Source organism: Pedobacter metabolipauper (assembly GCF_004362715.1).
Taxonomy (GTDB): Bacteria; Bacteroidota; Bacteroidia; order Sphingobacteriales; family Sphingobacteriaceae; genus Pedobacter; species Pedobacter metabolipauper.
On record NZ_SNYC01000003.1, the window covers coordinates 860,679 to 877,316 of the forward strand.

The 16,638-nt window shown below is 40.7% G+C and carries 13 protein-coding genes; 7 read left to right on the forward strand and 6 right to left on the reverse strand.

Going from position 1 to position 16,638, the window contains the following annotated elements:
* The first annotated feature begins 123 nt into the window (after positions 1–123).
* The 4 genes from ATK78_RS03675 (at position 124) to ATK78_RS03690 (ending at position 6,134) form a co-directional block, all read left to right on the forward strand.
* Positions 124–678, forward strand: coding sequence for a thioredoxin family protein (locus ATK78_RS03675; protein WP_166664813.1), 555 nt, complete (start codon positions 124–126; stop codon positions 676–678).
* A 213-nt stretch (positions 679–891) separates the two neighbouring features.
* Positions 892–2,334 carry a 3-keto-disaccharide hydrolase gene (locus tag ATK78_RS03680; RefSeq protein WP_133574696.1) on the forward strand — a complete coding sequence of 481 codons (1,443 nt, stop codon included), beginning with the start codon at positions 892–894 and terminating at the stop codon, positions 2,332–2,334.
* 7 nt (positions 2,335–2,341) lie between these two features.
* A complete protein-coding gene (locus tag ATK78_RS03685; RefSeq protein WP_243732427.1) occupies positions 2,342–4,327 on the forward strand; it encodes a hypothetical protein in 1,986 nt (661 codons plus the stop codon).
* A gap of 121 nt (positions 4,328–4,448) precedes the next feature.
* Positions 4,449–6,134 carry a sodium/sugar symporter gene (locus tag ATK78_RS03690; RefSeq protein WP_208112312.1) on the forward strand — a complete coding sequence of 562 codons (1,686 nt, stop codon included), beginning with the start codon at positions 4,449–4,451 and terminating at the stop codon, positions 6,132–6,134.
* A gap of 219 nt (positions 6,135–6,353) precedes the next feature.
* On the opposite strand, the gene ATK78_RS03695 is transcribed toward ATK78_RS03690, so the two are convergent.
* The 3 genes from ATK78_RS03695 to ATK78_RS03705 form a co-directional block, all read right to left on the reverse strand.
* Positions 6,354–7,712, reverse strand: a complete 1,359-nt coding sequence (locus ATK78_RS03695; protein WP_133574698.1) for a Gfo/Idh/MocA family protein — start codon at positions 7,710–7,712, stop codon at positions 6,354–6,356.
* Positions 7,713–7,724: 12 nt separating this feature from the next.
* Positions 7,725–9,086, reverse strand: coding sequence for a 3-keto-disaccharide hydrolase (locus ATK78_RS03700; protein ID WP_133574699.1), 1,362 nt, complete (start codon positions 9,084–9,086; stop codon positions 7,725–7,727).
* Positions 9,087–9,282: 196 nt separating this feature from the next.
* The gene (locus ATK78_RS03705; protein WP_243732428.1) at positions 9,283–10,317 is read right to left on the reverse strand and encodes a DUF6807 domain-containing protein; all 1,035 of its coding nucleotides are present in this window, start codon (positions 10,315–10,317) and stop codon (positions 9,283–9,285) included.
* 180 nt (positions 10,318–10,497) lie between these two features.
* Between ATK78_RS03705 and ATK78_RS03710 the strand changes: the two genes are divergently transcribed.
* The 3 genes from ATK78_RS03710 to xseB are packed head-to-tail and all read left to right on the forward strand — an operon-like array spanning position 10,498 to position 13,067.
* Positions 10,498–11,523 (forward strand): S66 peptidase family protein, encoded by a 1,026-nt coding sequence (locus ATK78_RS03710; protein ID WP_133574700.1) that lies wholly within the window; start codon positions 10,498–10,500, stop codon positions 11,521–11,523.
* Positions 11,492–12,889, forward strand: coding sequence for an exodeoxyribonuclease VII large subunit (gene xseA, locus ATK78_RS03715; protein ID WP_243732429.1), 1,398 nt, complete (start codon positions 11,492–11,494; stop codon positions 12,887–12,889). The genes ATK78_RS03710 and xseA overlap by 32 nt, the downstream gene beginning before the upstream one ends.
* Positions 12,867–13,067, forward strand: coding sequence for an exodeoxyribonuclease VII small subunit (gene xseB, locus ATK78_RS03720; protein WP_133574701.1), 201 nt, complete (start codon positions 12,867–12,869; stop codon positions 13,065–13,067). The genes xseA and xseB overlap by 23 nt, the downstream gene beginning before the upstream one ends.
* Here xseB and ATK78_RS03725 read toward each other — a convergent pair whose 3' ends face one another.
* The 3 genes from ATK78_RS03725 to spt form a co-directional block, all read right to left on the reverse strand.
* The gene (locus ATK78_RS03725; protein WP_133574702.1) at positions 13,068–14,057 is read right to left on the reverse strand and encodes an NAD-dependent epimerase/dehydratase family protein; all 990 of its coding nucleotides are present in this window, start codon (positions 14,055–14,057) and stop codon (positions 13,068–13,070) included.
* Positions 14,054–15,172 (reverse strand): hypothetical protein, encoded by a 1,119-nt coding sequence (locus tag ATK78_RS03730; RefSeq protein ID WP_133574703.1) that lies wholly within the window; start codon positions 15,170–15,172, stop codon positions 14,054–14,056. The genes ATK78_RS03725 and ATK78_RS03730 overlap by 4 nt, the downstream gene beginning before the upstream one ends.
* A gap of 104 nt (positions 15,173–15,276) precedes the next feature.
* Positions 15,277–16,482, reverse strand: coding sequence for a serine palmitoyltransferase (spt, locus tag ATK78_RS03735; RefSeq protein WP_133574704.1), 1,206 nt, complete (start codon positions 16,480–16,482; stop codon positions 15,277–15,279).
* Positions 16,483–16,638 lie beyond the last annotated feature (156 nt).

Below are 16,638 nucleotides of genomic sequence, written 5' to 3' on the forward strand. Positions count from 1 at the left end.
AATAAAAACGAATTCGGGTAATATTCTGAATACCTTTTTATTTTCATTAAAGTTTCAATGCAAATTCTTTCTTATTATTTAATTAAAAGCCTTAGCTTTATAGTAACCATTAACTCCTGCAAAATGAAACTAAGAACATTTACACTCCTGTTGATTACTACATTTTTTATCCATCATGCTTCAGCGCAAAATGCAGTCCCTACTGCAGAAACTGTTTTAAATGCGGCATTGAAAAAGGCATCCGTTGAAAAAAAGAAAGTATTGGTTGTATTCCATGCGTCCTGGTGCGGCTGGTGCCGTAAAATGGAAGCCAGCTTAAACGATCCGTCGGTTAAACCTTTCTTCGATAAGAACTATGTAATTGCAGACCTGGTGGTGTACGAGTCAAAAGGAAAAGAGAACCTGGAAAATCCGGGAGCTGTAGATCTGCTAAAGAAATACAACAATGCAGATCAGGGTTTACCGACCTGGCTGATCTTTGATGCACAGCAAAATCTGCTGGCCGATTCTCAAATGAGGCCAGAAGGAGCGAAGCTGGGTACTAAGGGAGAAAACACAGGCTGCCCATCTGCAGAAAAAGAAGTACAGCACTTTCTGCAATCGCTTAAAAAATCTTCAAACCCTACGCAAGCAGATCTGGATAAGATCGAAGCACGGTTCAGAAAAAACGCTGCGTAAAAAATAGGGGCTAAAATTTATAATTCCAAGAAGAAAAAGGGTACTTAATTTTAGGATTTTTAAATGTTGAAAAATAGTTTTAGCAAATAAAACAAGGCTTATTTGTTGCTTAGAACGGGTTATTCTCCAATGTAACAAAATCATTATTTTTCAATGCTTTTAATAATCCATGAAATTGCTACTTTTAATTTTTATTAAACCAAAAAACACAATATGAAGCTTAATTATTTAAAGTTCGGAACAACGGCTTTTGTCTGGATGTTAGGAACTGCACTTGTGTCTGGTCAGCAGCTTGCTGATCAATCAGGAATTGATCTCAAAGATCTTTCTTCGTTTAAAGATCCAGGTCAAACATGGTCTCTGGCAGGAGGGGTAACTGCCAATCTAAATGAGGCAAACGTATTTAACCTGACTAAGGGCACAGGAGTTCTGGTTAACGTTCCCACTAAAAAAAATGCAGGTTCTGACCTGTTCACTTTAGCTCAGCATGGAGATCTTATTCTTGAACTGGATTTCTTAACTGCTAAAGGTTCCAATTCAGGAATCTATCTTCAGGGTAACTATGAGATCCAGCTGGGAGATTCATGGGGAGTAACCGTTCCTACTTCTTCCATCAACGGTGGTATTTATGAGCGTTGGGATGATGTAAGACCAAATGGCCGTCAGGGTTTTGAAGGCTATGCACCACGTCAGAATGTTTCTAAAGCACCTGGATTATGGCAGCACATCAAAATTATCTTTAAGGCACCTGTATTTGATGCTTCGGGCACAAAAACAGCCAACGCAAGAATCGTTTCTGTTGATCTTAACGGTGTACAGATCCATGATAACGTAGAACTATCAGGTCCAACACGCGGCGCAGCAAGTGCTGAAAAAGCAATTGGTCCTTTGCGTTTACAAGGTGATCACGGTGCTGTTGCATTCAAAAACATTAAAATAGCTAAACTTCCGGTACAGGATGCAGCTATGGCAGGCAGACAACAAAGAGGTAACGATACAGATCCGATCTATATCGATGCTCCTGTAAATACAATGATCCGTAGTTTTATTGACATTACTGGCGGACCAAGAGTAGTACATGCCATTTCTATCGGCAGCCCGCTTAAGGTTCATTATAGCTATGACCTGGATAACGGTTTATTATTTCAGCTTTGGAGAGGTGATTTCATTGATGCTACACCAATGTGGCATGAAAGAGGTAACGGTTCATCAAGACCACGCGGAAGTGTAACTACATTTACAACTACTCCGGCACCGGCATTGGCTAAATTAGCTACTGCTGATGCAGCATGGCCAACCGACACCACCGGAACAGGCTTTAAAACTAAAGGTTATACCATGGACACCGAAGACCGTCCTACATTCACTTACAACGTATTTGGTACAACAGTAACAGATGCAGTTCGTGTTTTGGAAAACGGACAGGGTATAAGCAGAGAAATTACGCTTGTTAATCCTGTTGAAAACGTTTATGCGCAATTGGCTAACGGCAGCACAATCGAAGAGATTTCAAAAGGATTTTACCTGATCGATGGTCAGTCTTTTTATTTAAAATTCGAAGATGCTAAAGACAAACCTGTAATCAGGGATGTAGCAGGAAAAAAACAACTTGTTGTTTTGGTTCGTGGCAAATTGAATTATTCTATTTTATTATAAGGGTTAGATGATGAAGTATACTTTTAAAACGCTGGCAATGCTGGCTTTAAGTTTTAGTGTTTCAATGGCTGTTGGTCAGGAAAAAGAAACATCAAAAGAAGAAGATTATTATAGGGTAGTGAAGGTTAAGGTACCTGAAGGACCAATATTAGAGGTTGGCGGATTAATCACGTTGCCTAATGGTGACTTAGGTGTATCAACCAGAAGAGGTGAGGTTTATATTGTAGAAAATCCTACAACAAGCAGACCATACTGGCGCAAATTTGCGACAGGATTACATGAAATCCTGGGTCTTGCTTACAAAGACGGTGCGCTATATGTAGCTCAGCGTGGTGAGTTAACCAAACTGATCGATAAAAACATGGATGGTAAGGCAGACGTTTATGAAACGATCTATGCATGGCCTTTAAGTGGTCACTACCATGAATATAGCTTTGGTCCTAAAATAGCACCAGACGGAACATTCTTTGTAACTGCCAACGTAGCCTTCGGTAACGAAGAGTGGTGGCGTGCAGAAAGCCGTGTTCCAATGAGAGGTTGGGTTATGAACATCTCTGAAGACGGTAAAATGAAACCATGGGCTGCCGGTGTACGTTCTCCAGCTGGATTAAACGTAATTGACGGTCAGTTATTTTATACAGAAAACCAGGGTGACTGGGTAGGTTCTGGTGGTATCTGGAAAGTAAATGAAGGTGATTTCTTAGGAAATCCTGCAAGTTTAGTATGGACTACAAGATCTGACTCTCCTTTAAAATTAACTTCTGAATATTTTTATTCAAAAATTGATGAAAGAAGGATTAGAAATGAGCAGGGAAGATCCATTAAACCTGAAAACAGGGTGAATGAAGAATTCAAGACCTTGTTTGACATGAAAAAAGAATTCCGCGATCTAAGATTGCCTGCAGTATGGCTTCCTTACGGAATTTTAGGTATCTCCAGTTCAGAGCCTGTTAAAATCCCGGAAAATGCTTTTGGTCCTTTTGCCGGTCAGCTTTTAGTAGGTGATCAGGGTATGAGTATCATCTCCAGGGTATTTATGGAAAAAGTAAATGGTGAAGAGCAAGGTGCATCCTTTTTATTCAGAAGCGGTTTCCGTTCTGGTGTATTGAGAATGGCCTGGGGTACTGACGGTTCTCTTTTTGTTGGTGAAACCAATCGTGGATGGGGATCTGCCGGTGATGCCAATGAAGGCCTTGAGCGTTTGGTATACAACAGTGCAAAAACCCCGTTTGAGATGAAAGCGGTTAGAGCAATGCCTGATGGTTTTGAAATTGAATTTACTCAGCCGGTTGATTTAAAATCTGCTAATGATCTGGCTTCTTATTCTATGGAAAGCTATATCTATAAATACCAGCCAGTTTATGGATCACCTCCGGTAAATAAAGAAACACTAAAAATTAAAGGTGTTAAAGTATCTGCTGATGGAACCAGAGCCAGACTTATTGTAGATAACCTGCGTCAGTATTACATCCATACCATTAATGTGGATGGTGTACGTGAAAAAAGCAATGGTACCTTATTGATTCACCCAACGGCTTATTATACCTTAAATAATATCCCTGCAGGTGAAAAACTTTCAATGACTGAAGTAAGTACAAAAAATTCTGCTGATGCTGTACCAGCAGTTAAAGGCGGACCTAAAACTACTGCAGACATTAAAGCTAAGGTAACTGCACCTTCTAAAAATGCACCTGAAGCGAAAGCAGTTGCTACTGCTCCTAAAGTAGCTATTGCACCAACCTATGCACAGGTAAAAGGTATGTTGACCAGCTACACTTGCTTAGCTTGTCACAACACGACTAAAAAACAAATCGGACCTGCGTTTACAGAAATTGCAAAGCGCAAATATACAGGCGAAAAGATCGTTTCACTGATCCACAATCCTAAACCAGAAAACTGGCCTGGATATTCGACTGAAATGCCTCCAATGCCTCAGGTAACCAAAGCAGACGGTTTAAAAATCGCTGCCTGGATTAACTCCCTAAATAAATAAAAAACGATTCTTTCTTGTTTTTATTTAAAATTATTCGGCATAACTATTAATTTATGATAGTTATGCCGAATTAATTTATATTTTAGCCTCTCAAACAAATAACCAATAACCAGTATAAATGATGAACAAACTCGAAACCTACGACTACATTGTATTTTTCATATACTTTATAATCGTATCCTCTTATGGCTTTTGGATCTATTACAAGAAGAAGTCTGCAACATCCGATTCTAAAGATTATTTTCTTGCTGAGGGCTCCCTGACGTGGTGGGCAATTGGGGCGTCATTAATTGCATCTAATATTTCTGCCGAGCAGATGATTGGAATGAGTGGTTCAGGTTTTAAGCTTGGCCTTGCCATTTCTGCCTACGAATGGATGGCGGCTGCTACATTGATCATTGTGGCCATCTTCTTTATGCCGGTTTATCTGAAAAACAAAATATTTACCATGCCTCAGTTCCTGAGTCAGCGTTACAATGAAAAGGTAGCGATGATCATGGCTGTATTCTGGCTGATGTTGTATATTGTTGTAAACTTAATGTCTATCCTGTATCTGGGTGCATTGGCCATCAGCGGTATATCTGATCTTCCGATTACCACCTGTATATTGGGACTGGCCATATTTGCAATCTTAATTACCCTTGGCGGTATGAAAGTAATCGGTTATACCGATGTGATCCAGGTCTTCTTTTTAGTTTTGGGCGGATTGGTTGCTACCTATATCGCATTAAACCTGATCTCTAACGGTGGCGGTATTGTAAAAGGCTTCTCTATCTTAACGGGCGGTGCTTCTGAACATTTCCACCTGATCTTTAAGAAAGACAATGCAAATTATAGCGATCTTCCGGGATTAAGTGTATTAATTGGTGGTATGTGGATTGCAAATCTAAGCTATTGGGGCTGTAATCAATACATCACCCAACGTGCGCTTGGCGCATCGCTGCCTGTTGCAAGGTCAGGTCTTTTATTTGCAGCTTTCTTAAAAATGCTGATGCCGGTAATCGTGGTGATACCAGGTATTGCCGTTTATTACATCATCAAAGAAAAGATCCCTGGAATCAGTGGTAGCGACTTGTTAACCAGTTCTGGTGTTCAGGATCCAAATAAAGCCTATCCTGCATTGCTGGGTCTATTGCCAATTGGTCTGAAAGGTCTTTCATTTGCGGCACTTACCGCTGCAATTGTAGCTTCACTGGCTGGTAAAGCAAATAGTATTGCAACCATCTTTACCCTTGATATTTATAAGAAAGCATTTAATCCTGCTGCCGAAGAAAAAACATTGGTTAACGTAGGTAAGATCACCGTAGTCGTATCTATGCTTCTTGCAGTAGTATTGTCCCTAATTGTTGGTGATGCATTGATGGGAGAGGGTAAACAAGGGTTCCAGTACATCCAGGAATATACAGGATTTGTATCACCTGGTATCTTTGCCATGTTCATCTTAGGATTTTTCTGGAAAAAAACCACTTCAAATGCAGCGTTGTTCGCTACCATAGGAGGGTTCCTTGTTTCAGTTGTGCTTAAATTCTTACCGGGCTGGATCGATTTGTCTCCATTATATGAATACGGATGGGCTGTTGCTGATGCTTCTGGTGTATTCGCTATTCCGTTTATGGATAGAATGGTTATTGTATTTGCCTTTTGTATTATCGGGATGTACTTTATCAGTATCTATGAAAACAAAAAAGGTGTGGTACCTAATGGATTGGAGATTGACGCGAAAATGTTTAAGGTATCTACCTCATTTGCCGTTGGATCATTGATCATTGTTACCATGCTTGTTGCTTTATATTCAGCATTCTGGTAGGCGAAAAGTAAAGCTGGAAATAAAACCAGTACATAAAAAAGGAGCTTTGATTTAAATCAAAGCTCCTTTTTTATGCTTCTTACTTTAAGAACTGGCAATTGTTTCATTATATAAATTGACAGGCAATCCAAGTATAATTACTTTAACTGTTGAAGTATAGCGATGATCAGTTAACAGGAACCGGGCAAGCAATGAAAATACAATTACTTCAGAATAGTCTTAATATTTGAATACTTTTCCGCCAACCATCACTTCTTGTTTGGCCTCATCAAAGGTGGCTTTCATACCCGTCCTTGCTGCTGCATTAGTCATGATCGTAGCAATAGAATGATAATATCCAGCTTCAACAGGGGCATTGGTTGGCTGTCTGCTCCGAATACATTCCATCCAGTTGCGCATATGGTTTGAAGTTAACTTATCGCCACCCGTATTGGCAGATGCGGCAACCTTTTCTACCTGTTCAGTTAATTTCAATTCAGGCAGCAGATTTGGCTGCATATTCATGGCTTTAGCCGCATTGGCAGTCATACCGCCTTTTGGCGAAACCTTGCTGGTATTGAGGTTTAGTTCACCACCATTTGAGTAATAGATCTCTGTAGGGTTTTCATCACCATTGTGCATTCTTGATGAAAATACAACCTGAAACCCATTGTTTGGATCATTTTCTTTTCCATAATCAAAAACAGCGGTTGTAGTATCCCAGTTTCTGCGTCCGTCTTTCCATTGATAGATGCCGCCATTGGCTACCACACTTCTTGGATGTTTTAACCCGGTAAACCAGTGAACCGTATCAATCTGATGTGACATCCATTGTCCGGGCATGCCAGATGAATAAGGCCAGAACAAACGATATTCCAGGTATTTTCGGGGATCCCACTCTTCAAACGGGCGGTTAATGAGAAAGCGTTTCCAATCGGTATCTTCCTGTTTTAATTTAGCTACCAGCTCTGGTCTGCGCCAGCGTCCGGGCTGGTTAACATTCCAGCTCAGTTCTACCATGGTAATATCGCCGAACTTTCCATCTTTAATAAATTGTGATGCCGCTTTATAATTGCCGCCGCTTCTGCGCTGCGAACCGATCTGAATGATCTGGTTGGATGCCTTAATTGCTTTTAATGCAGCACGGGCATCTGACATGGTTTCAGCAAAAGGCTTTTCGCAGTATACGTCACATTTGGCATTTACCGCTTCAATGGCATGTGTAGCATGCTGAAAATCAGCCGTACTGACAATTACTGCATCAATATCTTTCAGGTTATACAATTCATCATTGTTGCGGCATGCGGTAATATCGTGGCCAAACTTGGATTTCAGCATCTCTACCCCAAGGCCCCTGCGATAATTCCAAAGGTCGGATACAGCAACCATATCAAAATTCAATTCTTTATGGTGATTTAAGAAGCTGGGCAGCAATGAGTCTTTGAAACGGTCAGAGAACCCAACAACGCCCACTCTAACGCGGTCATTGGCACCGATAATGTTTCCATAGCTCTTGGCACTTAAACCCATTGTGCCGAGGTAGGTACCTGCAGCTGCTATGGCAGACTGCTTTAAAAATTTCCTTCTGGATTCTTCCATGATTCCGTTATGTTAAAGTTGTTTAAGTTTTATGCTTCTAAAAGATACTTTGTCGCCATGGTCCTGGATCAGGATATGACCTGTAGGGGCCATTCCAAAATCTTTCCAGTCCTTATATTTGCTGCCGGCAACCAGGGCTTTAAATTCATCTGTTCCGCGGGTAAATTCTGTGACCTTGAATCCATTTAACCAATATTCTATTTTGTTATCGGGATAAACGCGGATCAAACCACGGTTCCATTCACCAATTTTACGCTGTGCGTTGGCAATCTTTTTACTTGCTATGAGGTCATACAAAGAACCCAGGGTACGGTTTCCATTTTTACCCAGTTTCGCATCCGGATGCCGCTCATCATCAAGAATCTGGTATTCCATTCCAATAGCCGATCCTTTGGTGTTTTCAGACAGCGTTACAAAGTATTTAATGCCGCTGTTTGCGCCTTCAGTCAGTTTAAAATCAAACTTCATTTCAAATGCCCCATATTCCTTAACTGTTACAATGTCTCCGCCATTGGTAGATTCTGCCCCGTTAGATTTCTGAACACTCAGTTCACCATCCTGAATAAGCCATCCATTTGCAGGAAAAGTAGTTTTATGTGCACCAACCCATCCGTTTGTTGTTTTACCATCCCAAAGCAGTGAATATCCTTGTTTTTTTTCTTGTGCAGAAAGGTCATTTGGAACCATATTTACTACAAAGATATCATCCACTTTAGAAGGCTTGAGGTTATTGGTCTGAATGCGGACATTTCTCCAGCGGATCTGTTTACCAGGTTGTTCATTTTTACCTATAGCATGAACTTGTAGCGCAATAAAGCCGGCAGGGGTCATGGCATCAACCACGTTGGCCGTAGGAATACCATTTAACCAGACTCTGATAGAATTACCAATACATTCGATGTGGTATTTGTTCCAGGCACCTTTTTTAAAGGCAGCCTGACCTGTCGGGTTAATATCCATTGGATATAACCAGCCGCGTCTGGCTTCATCATATAATCCACCGCTCCATTTCCGATCCGAAGGGTCAACTTCTACCTGGTAACCATGTACACGGCCATTCTGATAATCGGCCTTACTTTCACTTCTGATCTGAATCCCTGAATTCATAGAATTGTCGACCAGCAAATCCACTTCTAAAATAAAATCACCATAGTTTTTTTCGGTAGTCAAAAAGGAATTGGGTTCATCAGATACCGTGGTTCCTACAATTTCTCCGTTAACCACTTCATATTTAGCTTTGCCGTTTAGCTGTTTCCATCCGCTCAGATCCTTTCCATTAAAAAGATTCTGCCATTTACCAGACTGGGCCTTAACTATTGCTGGGGTGGTTCCGAGCATTAAAGCAACCAGGATCAGTGCATGTGTTTTTTTCATTTGTATGTTCTTATTATTTAGTGTTCTTTATTTTATTAAATTCTTTATTTTACTGTATTCCTTATTTTACTGTATTCTTTATCTAAACGTACCGTTAGCTGGTTCTGCTGGTAGTTGGTGCAATTAACCATCTTAATCCTGCTCATTATGTGCTTTTGTTAATTACATGGACAAGCTAATTATTTTACGAGGATAATTATTTGGTCGTGCTAAAATCAAGTGCCTGCTGGTTCAGCACATCCGTATTCATTTTCACATCAGATGTAATGATCAGCCGATACCTAAAAGTAACCGATTCTCCGGGCTTTAAACTCAGGTTGAGTTTTTCCTTTCCATTGCTGAACACCTGCTGTCCAAGTGGATTGGCTGCAAACAGCCCGTAATCACGTGCATGCCAGTAGGTAGGGTAGCCTGGATTTTTTGGGTGATCGATCATGGCCACAGAAATTGGCTTTCCATCTTTCGTTCCCCATAACAGGCACCAGTTACCACGGGTACCCCATACGTCATTACCAGTCTTACCTGCACTGCTGGTATAGCTTCCGTTTGCACCATTGCTCGCTGCCGATACTCTAGTCACGTTTCCTTTACTATCTGTAAACTCTTCAGTCTTATCTGATGGAAATTCAAGTTCTTTGGTCACTCTAAGTCCCACCATACCATCTTTAACATCTTTAAAAAGAACAGGTTCATTTTGTGCCGTTAAGGTAGTAATTCTATCGATGGTCCTGGTGCTATCCGTTCCGGAAAACAGGAATGTAGTTTGTTCCTTTAACAGGATATTTTTGGACTGACTTTCCCAATTTGCGCTGTAGCTGAGTTTCCCGGCTTTCTTTCCGGCACTGATCTGATCAACCTTTACATTTCTGATCCATCCATAGTTTACTTTTTTCTCTGCAGGAATGTTGTATGAATTGTTCCAGAAGTCCAGTCCGTTTACGCTTTCATAATTTAGCCAGTAGCCAACATGATGTGGGTGATCTATGCGTTCACCATCACGGCTGCTGAGCGGAAAGCCGCGGGTAACGGTTAAGCCATTTGCTGCAATTAAAGGATATAGAACAGGTTTCTCCAGCGCTACCGGAAACAGCAGGCTGGTAAAAAAGGTATCTCCAATGAGGACGTCTACCTTATTCTCGGTTTTACTTTTTACAAAATCAACCTTTTTAGTCTGCGCATAAATGGACAGGCTAAATAAGCAAAATATCAATATCAGGAATTTGTTCATCATATTTGGTTAAACAGCCGGATCCATAAGGATCAAACGTTAGTTAAATATACTGCTCTTAAAACACAATTCGGGCAGGAAATTACAATTTACACTATAAAAAATACGAAAACGATTGCGTTAATATCCTGCAGATTTCAGCAATAACCCTTATTATTGCATAGCCATATCAGCTGCCTTAAAATGAACCGTAAATACTTCTTATCTTTCTTTTTAACTGCCGGAGCAACCATGTCTGCCTTTAAGGGATTGACGATGACCTCGGATCCTGCTTTTTCAAGATCCGTCAAAATACCACCTTACCTTAAACCGGGAGATACGATTGGAATAAGCAGTCCGGCAAGCTACATTTCTCTGGAAGAAATCCAGCCATCTGTTCAATTGATGCAGTCCTGGGGTTTTAACATCCAGGTTGGAGATTCGGTTGGAAAAAAGGATTTTACACTTGGCGGAACCGACGCAGAGCGACTGGCTGATTTTCAGAAAATGCTTGATGATCCTGCTGTTAAAGCAATTATGTGTGCCCGGGGGGGCTATGGTGTGGTACGGATCATTGACCAGCTTAATTTCAAAAAATTTAAGTCTAAACCAAAATGGATCATTGGTTTTAGTGACATCACCGTATTTCATTCGCACATCAACAGCAAATTGGGGATTGCAACCATTCATTCTAAAATGTGTAATAGCTTTCCGTCCGACTGGACATTGGCCAAACCCATACAAATAGAAACCATATTATCTATACGTCAGGTTTTAAGCGGTTTGCCTGTAAAATATACGGCAGCCTGGAACAAAGACAACCGAACAGGCCGAACGGAAGGGCTGCTGGTTGGTGGAAACCTGAGCATTATAGAAACCCTGGCAGGAAGTGATTCCGACCTGGATACAGCTGGAAAAATACTATTTATTGAAGATACGCATGAAGCACTCTACAGCATAGACCGTATGCTGTGGAACTTAAAGCGAAGCGGTAAGCTGGATAAGCTGAAAGGACTCATTATCGGTGGTTTTAAGCTGAAAGAGGATAGCCCTGGTGATGAATTTGGGAAATCAATCTATGAGATCGTTCTGGAGAAAGTGAAGGAATTTAAATACCCGGTGTGTTTTGACTTTCCTGTAGGTCACCAGGTTAATAATTTTGCACTTAAATGCGGTACAGACCATATACTTAATGTTGATGAAAATGGAAGCTACCTCGTATCCATCTAAGCCAGATTCCATTCGCCTGTCGGAACTCAGCCAGCAAATTCAGCAAACGCTGGACGGGGCTTTCGGAACGCGGACATTTTGGGTCATTGCAGACATTACCAATTATACATTTAAACCGCAAACCAATTACCATTATTTTGAACTCGTAGAGAAAGACCGCTCTTCTGCACGGATCCTGGCCAAAATTTCCGGAAGGGCATGGGGCAATGCCTCCGTAAATATTTCCAACTTTGAACAGGCAACCGGACAGAAGTTTAAAAACGACATCAACGTACTGATCCAGGTTACTGTTCAGTATAACCCGGCCTTTGGCCTCCAACTGAACCTGATTGACATTGACACAAACTTTACCCTCGGCTTGTTTGAGCAGCAGCGCAAGGAAACGCTGGAGAAGCTGGTACGGGAGAACGGAGATTTTATACAAAAGTCTGGCGAAAGGTACTTTACCAGGAACAGCGGTCTTGAATTTAACCGGGTTATTCAAAATATTGCATTAATATCATCAGATACCTCTGCCGGATACCTGGATTTTAAACATACCCTGGAAAATAATGCGTTTGGTTACCGGTTTAATATAGATAACTATTTTACCCTGGTGCAGGGAGAGGTAAATGCCAGGCAGTTTCTGAACCGGATCATTGATGTATTTAAATCTGAAAAGCAGTACGATGCTTTGGTGATCATTCGTGGCGGCGGCGCACAGACCGACTTTCTGATCTTCGACAATTATGAGTTGTGCCGGGCTATAGCTAAGTTTCCAGTTCCGGTAATTACAGGAATCGGGCATCAGAAAAACGAGACCATTGCCGATCTGATGGCACATACGTCGACTAAAACACCCACTAAGGCCTCAGAACTTATCATTGCGCACAACAGGGCTTTTGAAGATTCCATGACTGGCATTCAAAAAATGATGCTGATCAAAACCTATCAATTGATTAATCATCATAAAGACAGGCTGGCTCACATGAATCAATCCACCATCAATACGGCACGCAACCTGCTTCATGGACACCAGAGAAACATTCAGAATCTTTCCGGATTAATCATCAGCAATCCTAAGCTATTGATTTCAAATAAGCGTAAGGATCTCAGTAACCTAAGCAATAACCTGGAATCTTACAGCCGAATCTACTTTGCAAACAAAAGAGGCTATATTGGTCACTTTCAGTCCATCGTTAAGTTAATGAGTCCGCAGAATATTCTGAATAAGGGATTCGCAATTATAAAGGTGAACGGCGCGATTATCAGTACCGCCGATGCCATAGAAGCAGGAACAGAGCTAACCATCAGTATGGCATCTGCAGAAATAAAAACAACAGTAAAATCTAAAAAAGTAACCAATGGAAACGAATTTAACCTATGAGGCGGCCTATAAAGAATTGTCAGAAATTGCGTACGAAATAGAAACGGAATCTGTTTCTGTAGATGTGCTTGCAGAAAAAGTAAAGCGTGCGTCTCAATTGATTGAGTTTTGCCAGACTAAGCTTCGTGCTACCGAAACAGAGGTTAGCAAGATCATCAAACAGATGGAAAACCAATAACTACAACCAGTGGTTTTTTTTACTCCACCGTACCGTTTCTATAATGCCCTGTTCCAGATTATATTTGGGTTCAAATCCAAGATCTTTACGGGCATGATCAATGGTACAATCCCAGTTTATGGCTGTTAATTCGGCCATTTTTTCCTTGTTTAAGGTAGGGGTAGACTTGCTCTTTGTATAAAGAAGATCCATCACTGAGGCAAGCGCACCTACCAGGGAGATGGGCAGGTTAAACTTTAGGGTCTTTTTATTTAAGGCCTGCTTAATCCGGTAGGCCAGTATATACCGGTCGTAGATCTGTCCATCAGAAATATTGTAGGACTGTTTTATTATGGAACTAAACAGTGATTTAACAATAATCTCTGCAAGATCAGTTACGTAGATAAAACTAAGCTGCTGTTTAAAGCTGCCAATGTGCGGCTCTATACCACGACTGATGCTTTTAAATAGAATGAAAATATCCTTTTCCCGCGGACCATACACAGCCGTTGGACGGATCACGATTAAAGGCAGGTTTTCAATTTCAGATAAATAGCGTTCGGCAAGCAGCTTGCTTGCACCATAATTGGTTACCGGATGACCAACGGTATCATCATTGATCTTTTTATTCAGATCTGACAATGGACCCAATGCGGCCAGACTGCTTACAAACACAAATTTCTGCAGCTTTATAGCTGCTGTACTTGCAGCAATAGCCAGATTCCTGGTATAACCTGCATTTACCTTGTCGTAATCCGCTTTGGTTTTTGCTTTCGTAATGCCGGCAGCATGAATAATATAATCGTATTGTTTTTCTTCCAGCTCTATTTTAAGCGCTTCTACAGAACTATAATCCAGATCAGTATACTGAATATCAAAAACTTTTAAATGTGCTACATCACTGCTCAGACGAACTGCTGCGTATACATCAAGTCCGGATTCAACGGCTTTTTTAATCAGATGGTATCCTACAAAGCCTGTTGCACCGGTAATTAATACCTTTTTGCTCATATTGTTTTCTCGTAGATCCTGTATTTTTTATAAGGATCTCCTTTAATCGCAATAATGGCATTGTTAACCAGGTCGTTATGCTCCAGTGTCCATCCCGCTTCTGCATATTTTAAGCCTTTTGCACGGTATGCTTTGATAATACCCCCATAGATACAGGCTTCAATGCCTAATTTACGGTAACCATCTACCACACCCAACAGCAATATACGGATACCGGTAACTTTTTTCTTGCCAAACAGCAGTTTAAAGATACCTGTTGGAAATAATCTGCCTTTTTTAATTTTGATCTGGATCTGGTTCATATCAGGAATGGCAGCGCCAAAGCCAACCAGTTTACCCTCATGCTCAGCAACCAGGCAGAAATCAGGATCTAATACCAGTTTAAGATCCTTAGCCTGGTAATCAAACTCTTCGTCATTTAGCGGCACAAAACCAGTATTTTTATCCCATGCCTTATTGTATACTTCACGCAGGCTGTTTGCTTCCTGCTTAAAGTTTTTCATATTGATCTTACGGATGGTGATGTTGCTTCTTTTTAAGCGGTCTTCCAGCCTGTCCATCAGCTTTACAGAACGATCATCATAATTATCACCAGTAAAGCGCCATGCAATCAGGTCTACCTGTTTTTTCAAACCAGTACCTTCCAGCAGGGCAGGGTAGTAGGATGCATTGTATGGCATCATAACAACAGGTGGAGAATCAAAGCCTTCGATCAGTAAACCACAGGATTCATTGGTAGAGAAATTTACCGGTCCCATGATCTTGTTCTGAACTCCTTTTTCTTTAAGCCAGTTTATGGCAGTATCCATTAAAAGATCTGCAGATGCCTGATCATTGATACAATCAAAGAAACCAAAAAAGCCATCACTGGCATTGTTCATGGTATTGTGACTGTTGTTCAGGATCGCTGCTATCCGGCCAATAATCTGATCGCCATCAAATAACAAAAAGCATTGCAGTGAAGAATGCTTATGGAACGGATGTGTGGTTAACAGATCTTTCTGAGCGATAAATAGTTCGGGAACGTAATTTGGATCTTCTTTATAAAGCTCGTGCGGGAAATCGATAAAGCTTGCCAATTGCTTTTTGCTGGTTACAGCAACTATATTTTTCATCAATATATATTATTAAGAGATCATAAAGCTATCCTGGTTTAATTCAGGATAGCTTTAGGTATACTGTATTTGCAATTATAAAGAAAGTATAGTGTAGTTGTTTATCATATAGTAACCTGTGAAGTTTTAACATCAACTTGTTTAGCCGCAGCAGATAGTTTTTCTATGGCTTCATCAATTTGTGCAAAGGTGTGGGTTGCCATTAAAGAGAAACGGATCAATGAAGCATCTGAAGGAACAGCCGGAGAAACTACCGGGTTCACGAAGATGCCGTTTTTACTCAATACATTGGTAATCAGAAATGTTTTATCGTTATCCCTGATGTAAACCGGAATGATCGGGCTGTCGGTATGGCCGATATCAAAGCCTGCTTCCAGCAATAATTTCTTCGCATAATTGGTATTTGCCCAAAGCTGATCGATACGTTCAGGTTCAGATTCAATAATATCAAGGGCTGCAATTACACTGGCAACAGCTGCCGGAGGCATACTTGCACTGAACATCAATGAACGTGCGCGGTGTTTAACAAATTCAATGGTTTCTTCAGTACCTGCAATAAAGCCGCCTAAAGAGGCCAGTGATTTGCTGAATGTTCCCATGATCAGATCAACCTTATCCGTTAATCCAAAGTGAGAAGCCGTTCCGGAACCATTTAATCCAATAACACCAAGGCTATGTGCATCATCCATCATGATGTTTGCACCAAATTCATCGGCTATTTTAACAATTTCAGGTAAGTTAACCAGGTCACCCTCCATGCTAAAGATACCATCAGCTACAATAAGCTTTGCAGCATCTTCCGGTAATCTGCTCAGCTTTTTGCGCAGATCATCCATATCATTATGTGCATATTTTATAGAGCGTGAGAATGATAATCTGCTGCCATCAATAATAGAAGCATGATCGTATTCATCAAGGATCAGATAATCATTTCTATCCAGTAAGCAGGAAATAACGCCAAGATTAACCTGGAAACCGGTACTAAATAAAACCGCAGCTTCCTTACCTACATAAGCAGCAAGTCTTTTTTCCAGTTCTATGTGAATATCGAGCGTTCCATTTAAAAATCTGGATCCGGCACATCCGGTACCATATTTATCAATAGCTTTTTTAGCTGCTTCTTTAATCTTAGGATGATTGGTAAGTCCGAGATAAGAATTGGAACCAAACATTAGCACTTTCTTCCCATCTATGATTACTTCTGTATCCTGTCCAGATTCAATTGCCCGGAAATATGGATACAATCCTCTTTCCTTAATTGCTGTAGCATCTTTGAAAGCTGCTATTCTATCGTGTAATTTTTTGCGCATGCTAGTACTAGTATATTTTGGTTTCAGAGCTGGTTAAAGTTGCTGTTCAGTTTGTTTTAAGATATTACGCGCTCTGCATTTAATAACACCTTGTTTATTTAAAGTTAAAAAATCAACATCTATGCCAATAAATAAAACTCCCCCAAAAGTAAGCGC

What these genes read in the sequence shown, in the direction of transcription:
- ATK78_RS03675 (WP_166664813.1), top strand. Translation starts at nt 124, where the DNA reads ATGAAACTAAGAACATTTACACTCCTGTTGATTACTACATTTTTTATC.
- ATK78_RS03680 (WP_133574696.1), top strand. Translation starts at nt 892, where the DNA reads ATGAAGCTTAATTATTTAAAGTTCGGAACAACGGCTTTTGTCTGGATG.
- ATK78_RS03685 (WP_243732427.1), top strand. Translation starts at nt 2,342, where the DNA reads ATGATGAAGTATACTTTTAAAACGCTGGCAATGCTGGCTTTAAGTTTT.
- ATK78_RS03690 (WP_208112312.1), top strand. Translation starts at nt 4,449, where the DNA reads ATGAACAAACTCGAAACCTACGACTACATTGTATTTTTCATATACTTT.
- ATK78_RS03695 (WP_133574698.1), bottom strand. Translation starts at nt 7,712, where the DNA reads ATGGAAGAATCCAGAAGGAAATTTTTAAAGCAGTCTGCCATAGCAGCT.
- ATK78_RS03700 (WP_133574699.1), bottom strand. Translation starts at nt 9,086, where the DNA reads ATGAAAAAAACACATGCACTGATCCTGGTTGCTTTAATGCTCGGAACC.
- ATK78_RS03705 (WP_243732428.1), bottom strand. Translation starts at nt 10,317, where the DNA reads ATGATGAACAAATTCCTGATATTGATATTTTGCTTATTTAGCCTGTCC.
- ATK78_RS03710 (WP_133574700.1), top strand. Translation starts at nt 10,498, where the DNA reads ATGAACCGTAAATACTTCTTATCTTTCTTTTTAACTGCCGGAGCAACC.
- xseA (WP_243732429.1), top strand. Translation starts at nt 11,492, where the DNA reads ATGAAAATGGAAGCTACCTCGTATCCATCTAAGCCAGATTCCATTCGC.
- xseB (WP_133574701.1), top strand. Translation starts at nt 12,867, where the DNA reads ATGGAAACGAATTTAACCTATGAGGCGGCCTATAAAGAATTGTCAGAA.
- ATK78_RS03725 (WP_133574702.1), bottom strand. Translation starts at nt 14,057, where the DNA reads ATGAGCAAAAAGGTATTAATTACCGGTGCAACAGGCTTTGTAGGATAC.
- ATK78_RS03730 (WP_133574703.1), bottom strand. Translation starts at nt 15,172, where the DNA reads ATGAAAAATATAGTTGCTGTAACCAGCAAAAAGCAATTGGCAAGCTTT.
- spt (WP_133574704.1), bottom strand. Translation starts at nt 16,482, where the DNA reads ATGCGCAAAAAATTACACGATAGAATAGCAGCTTTCAAAGATGCTACA.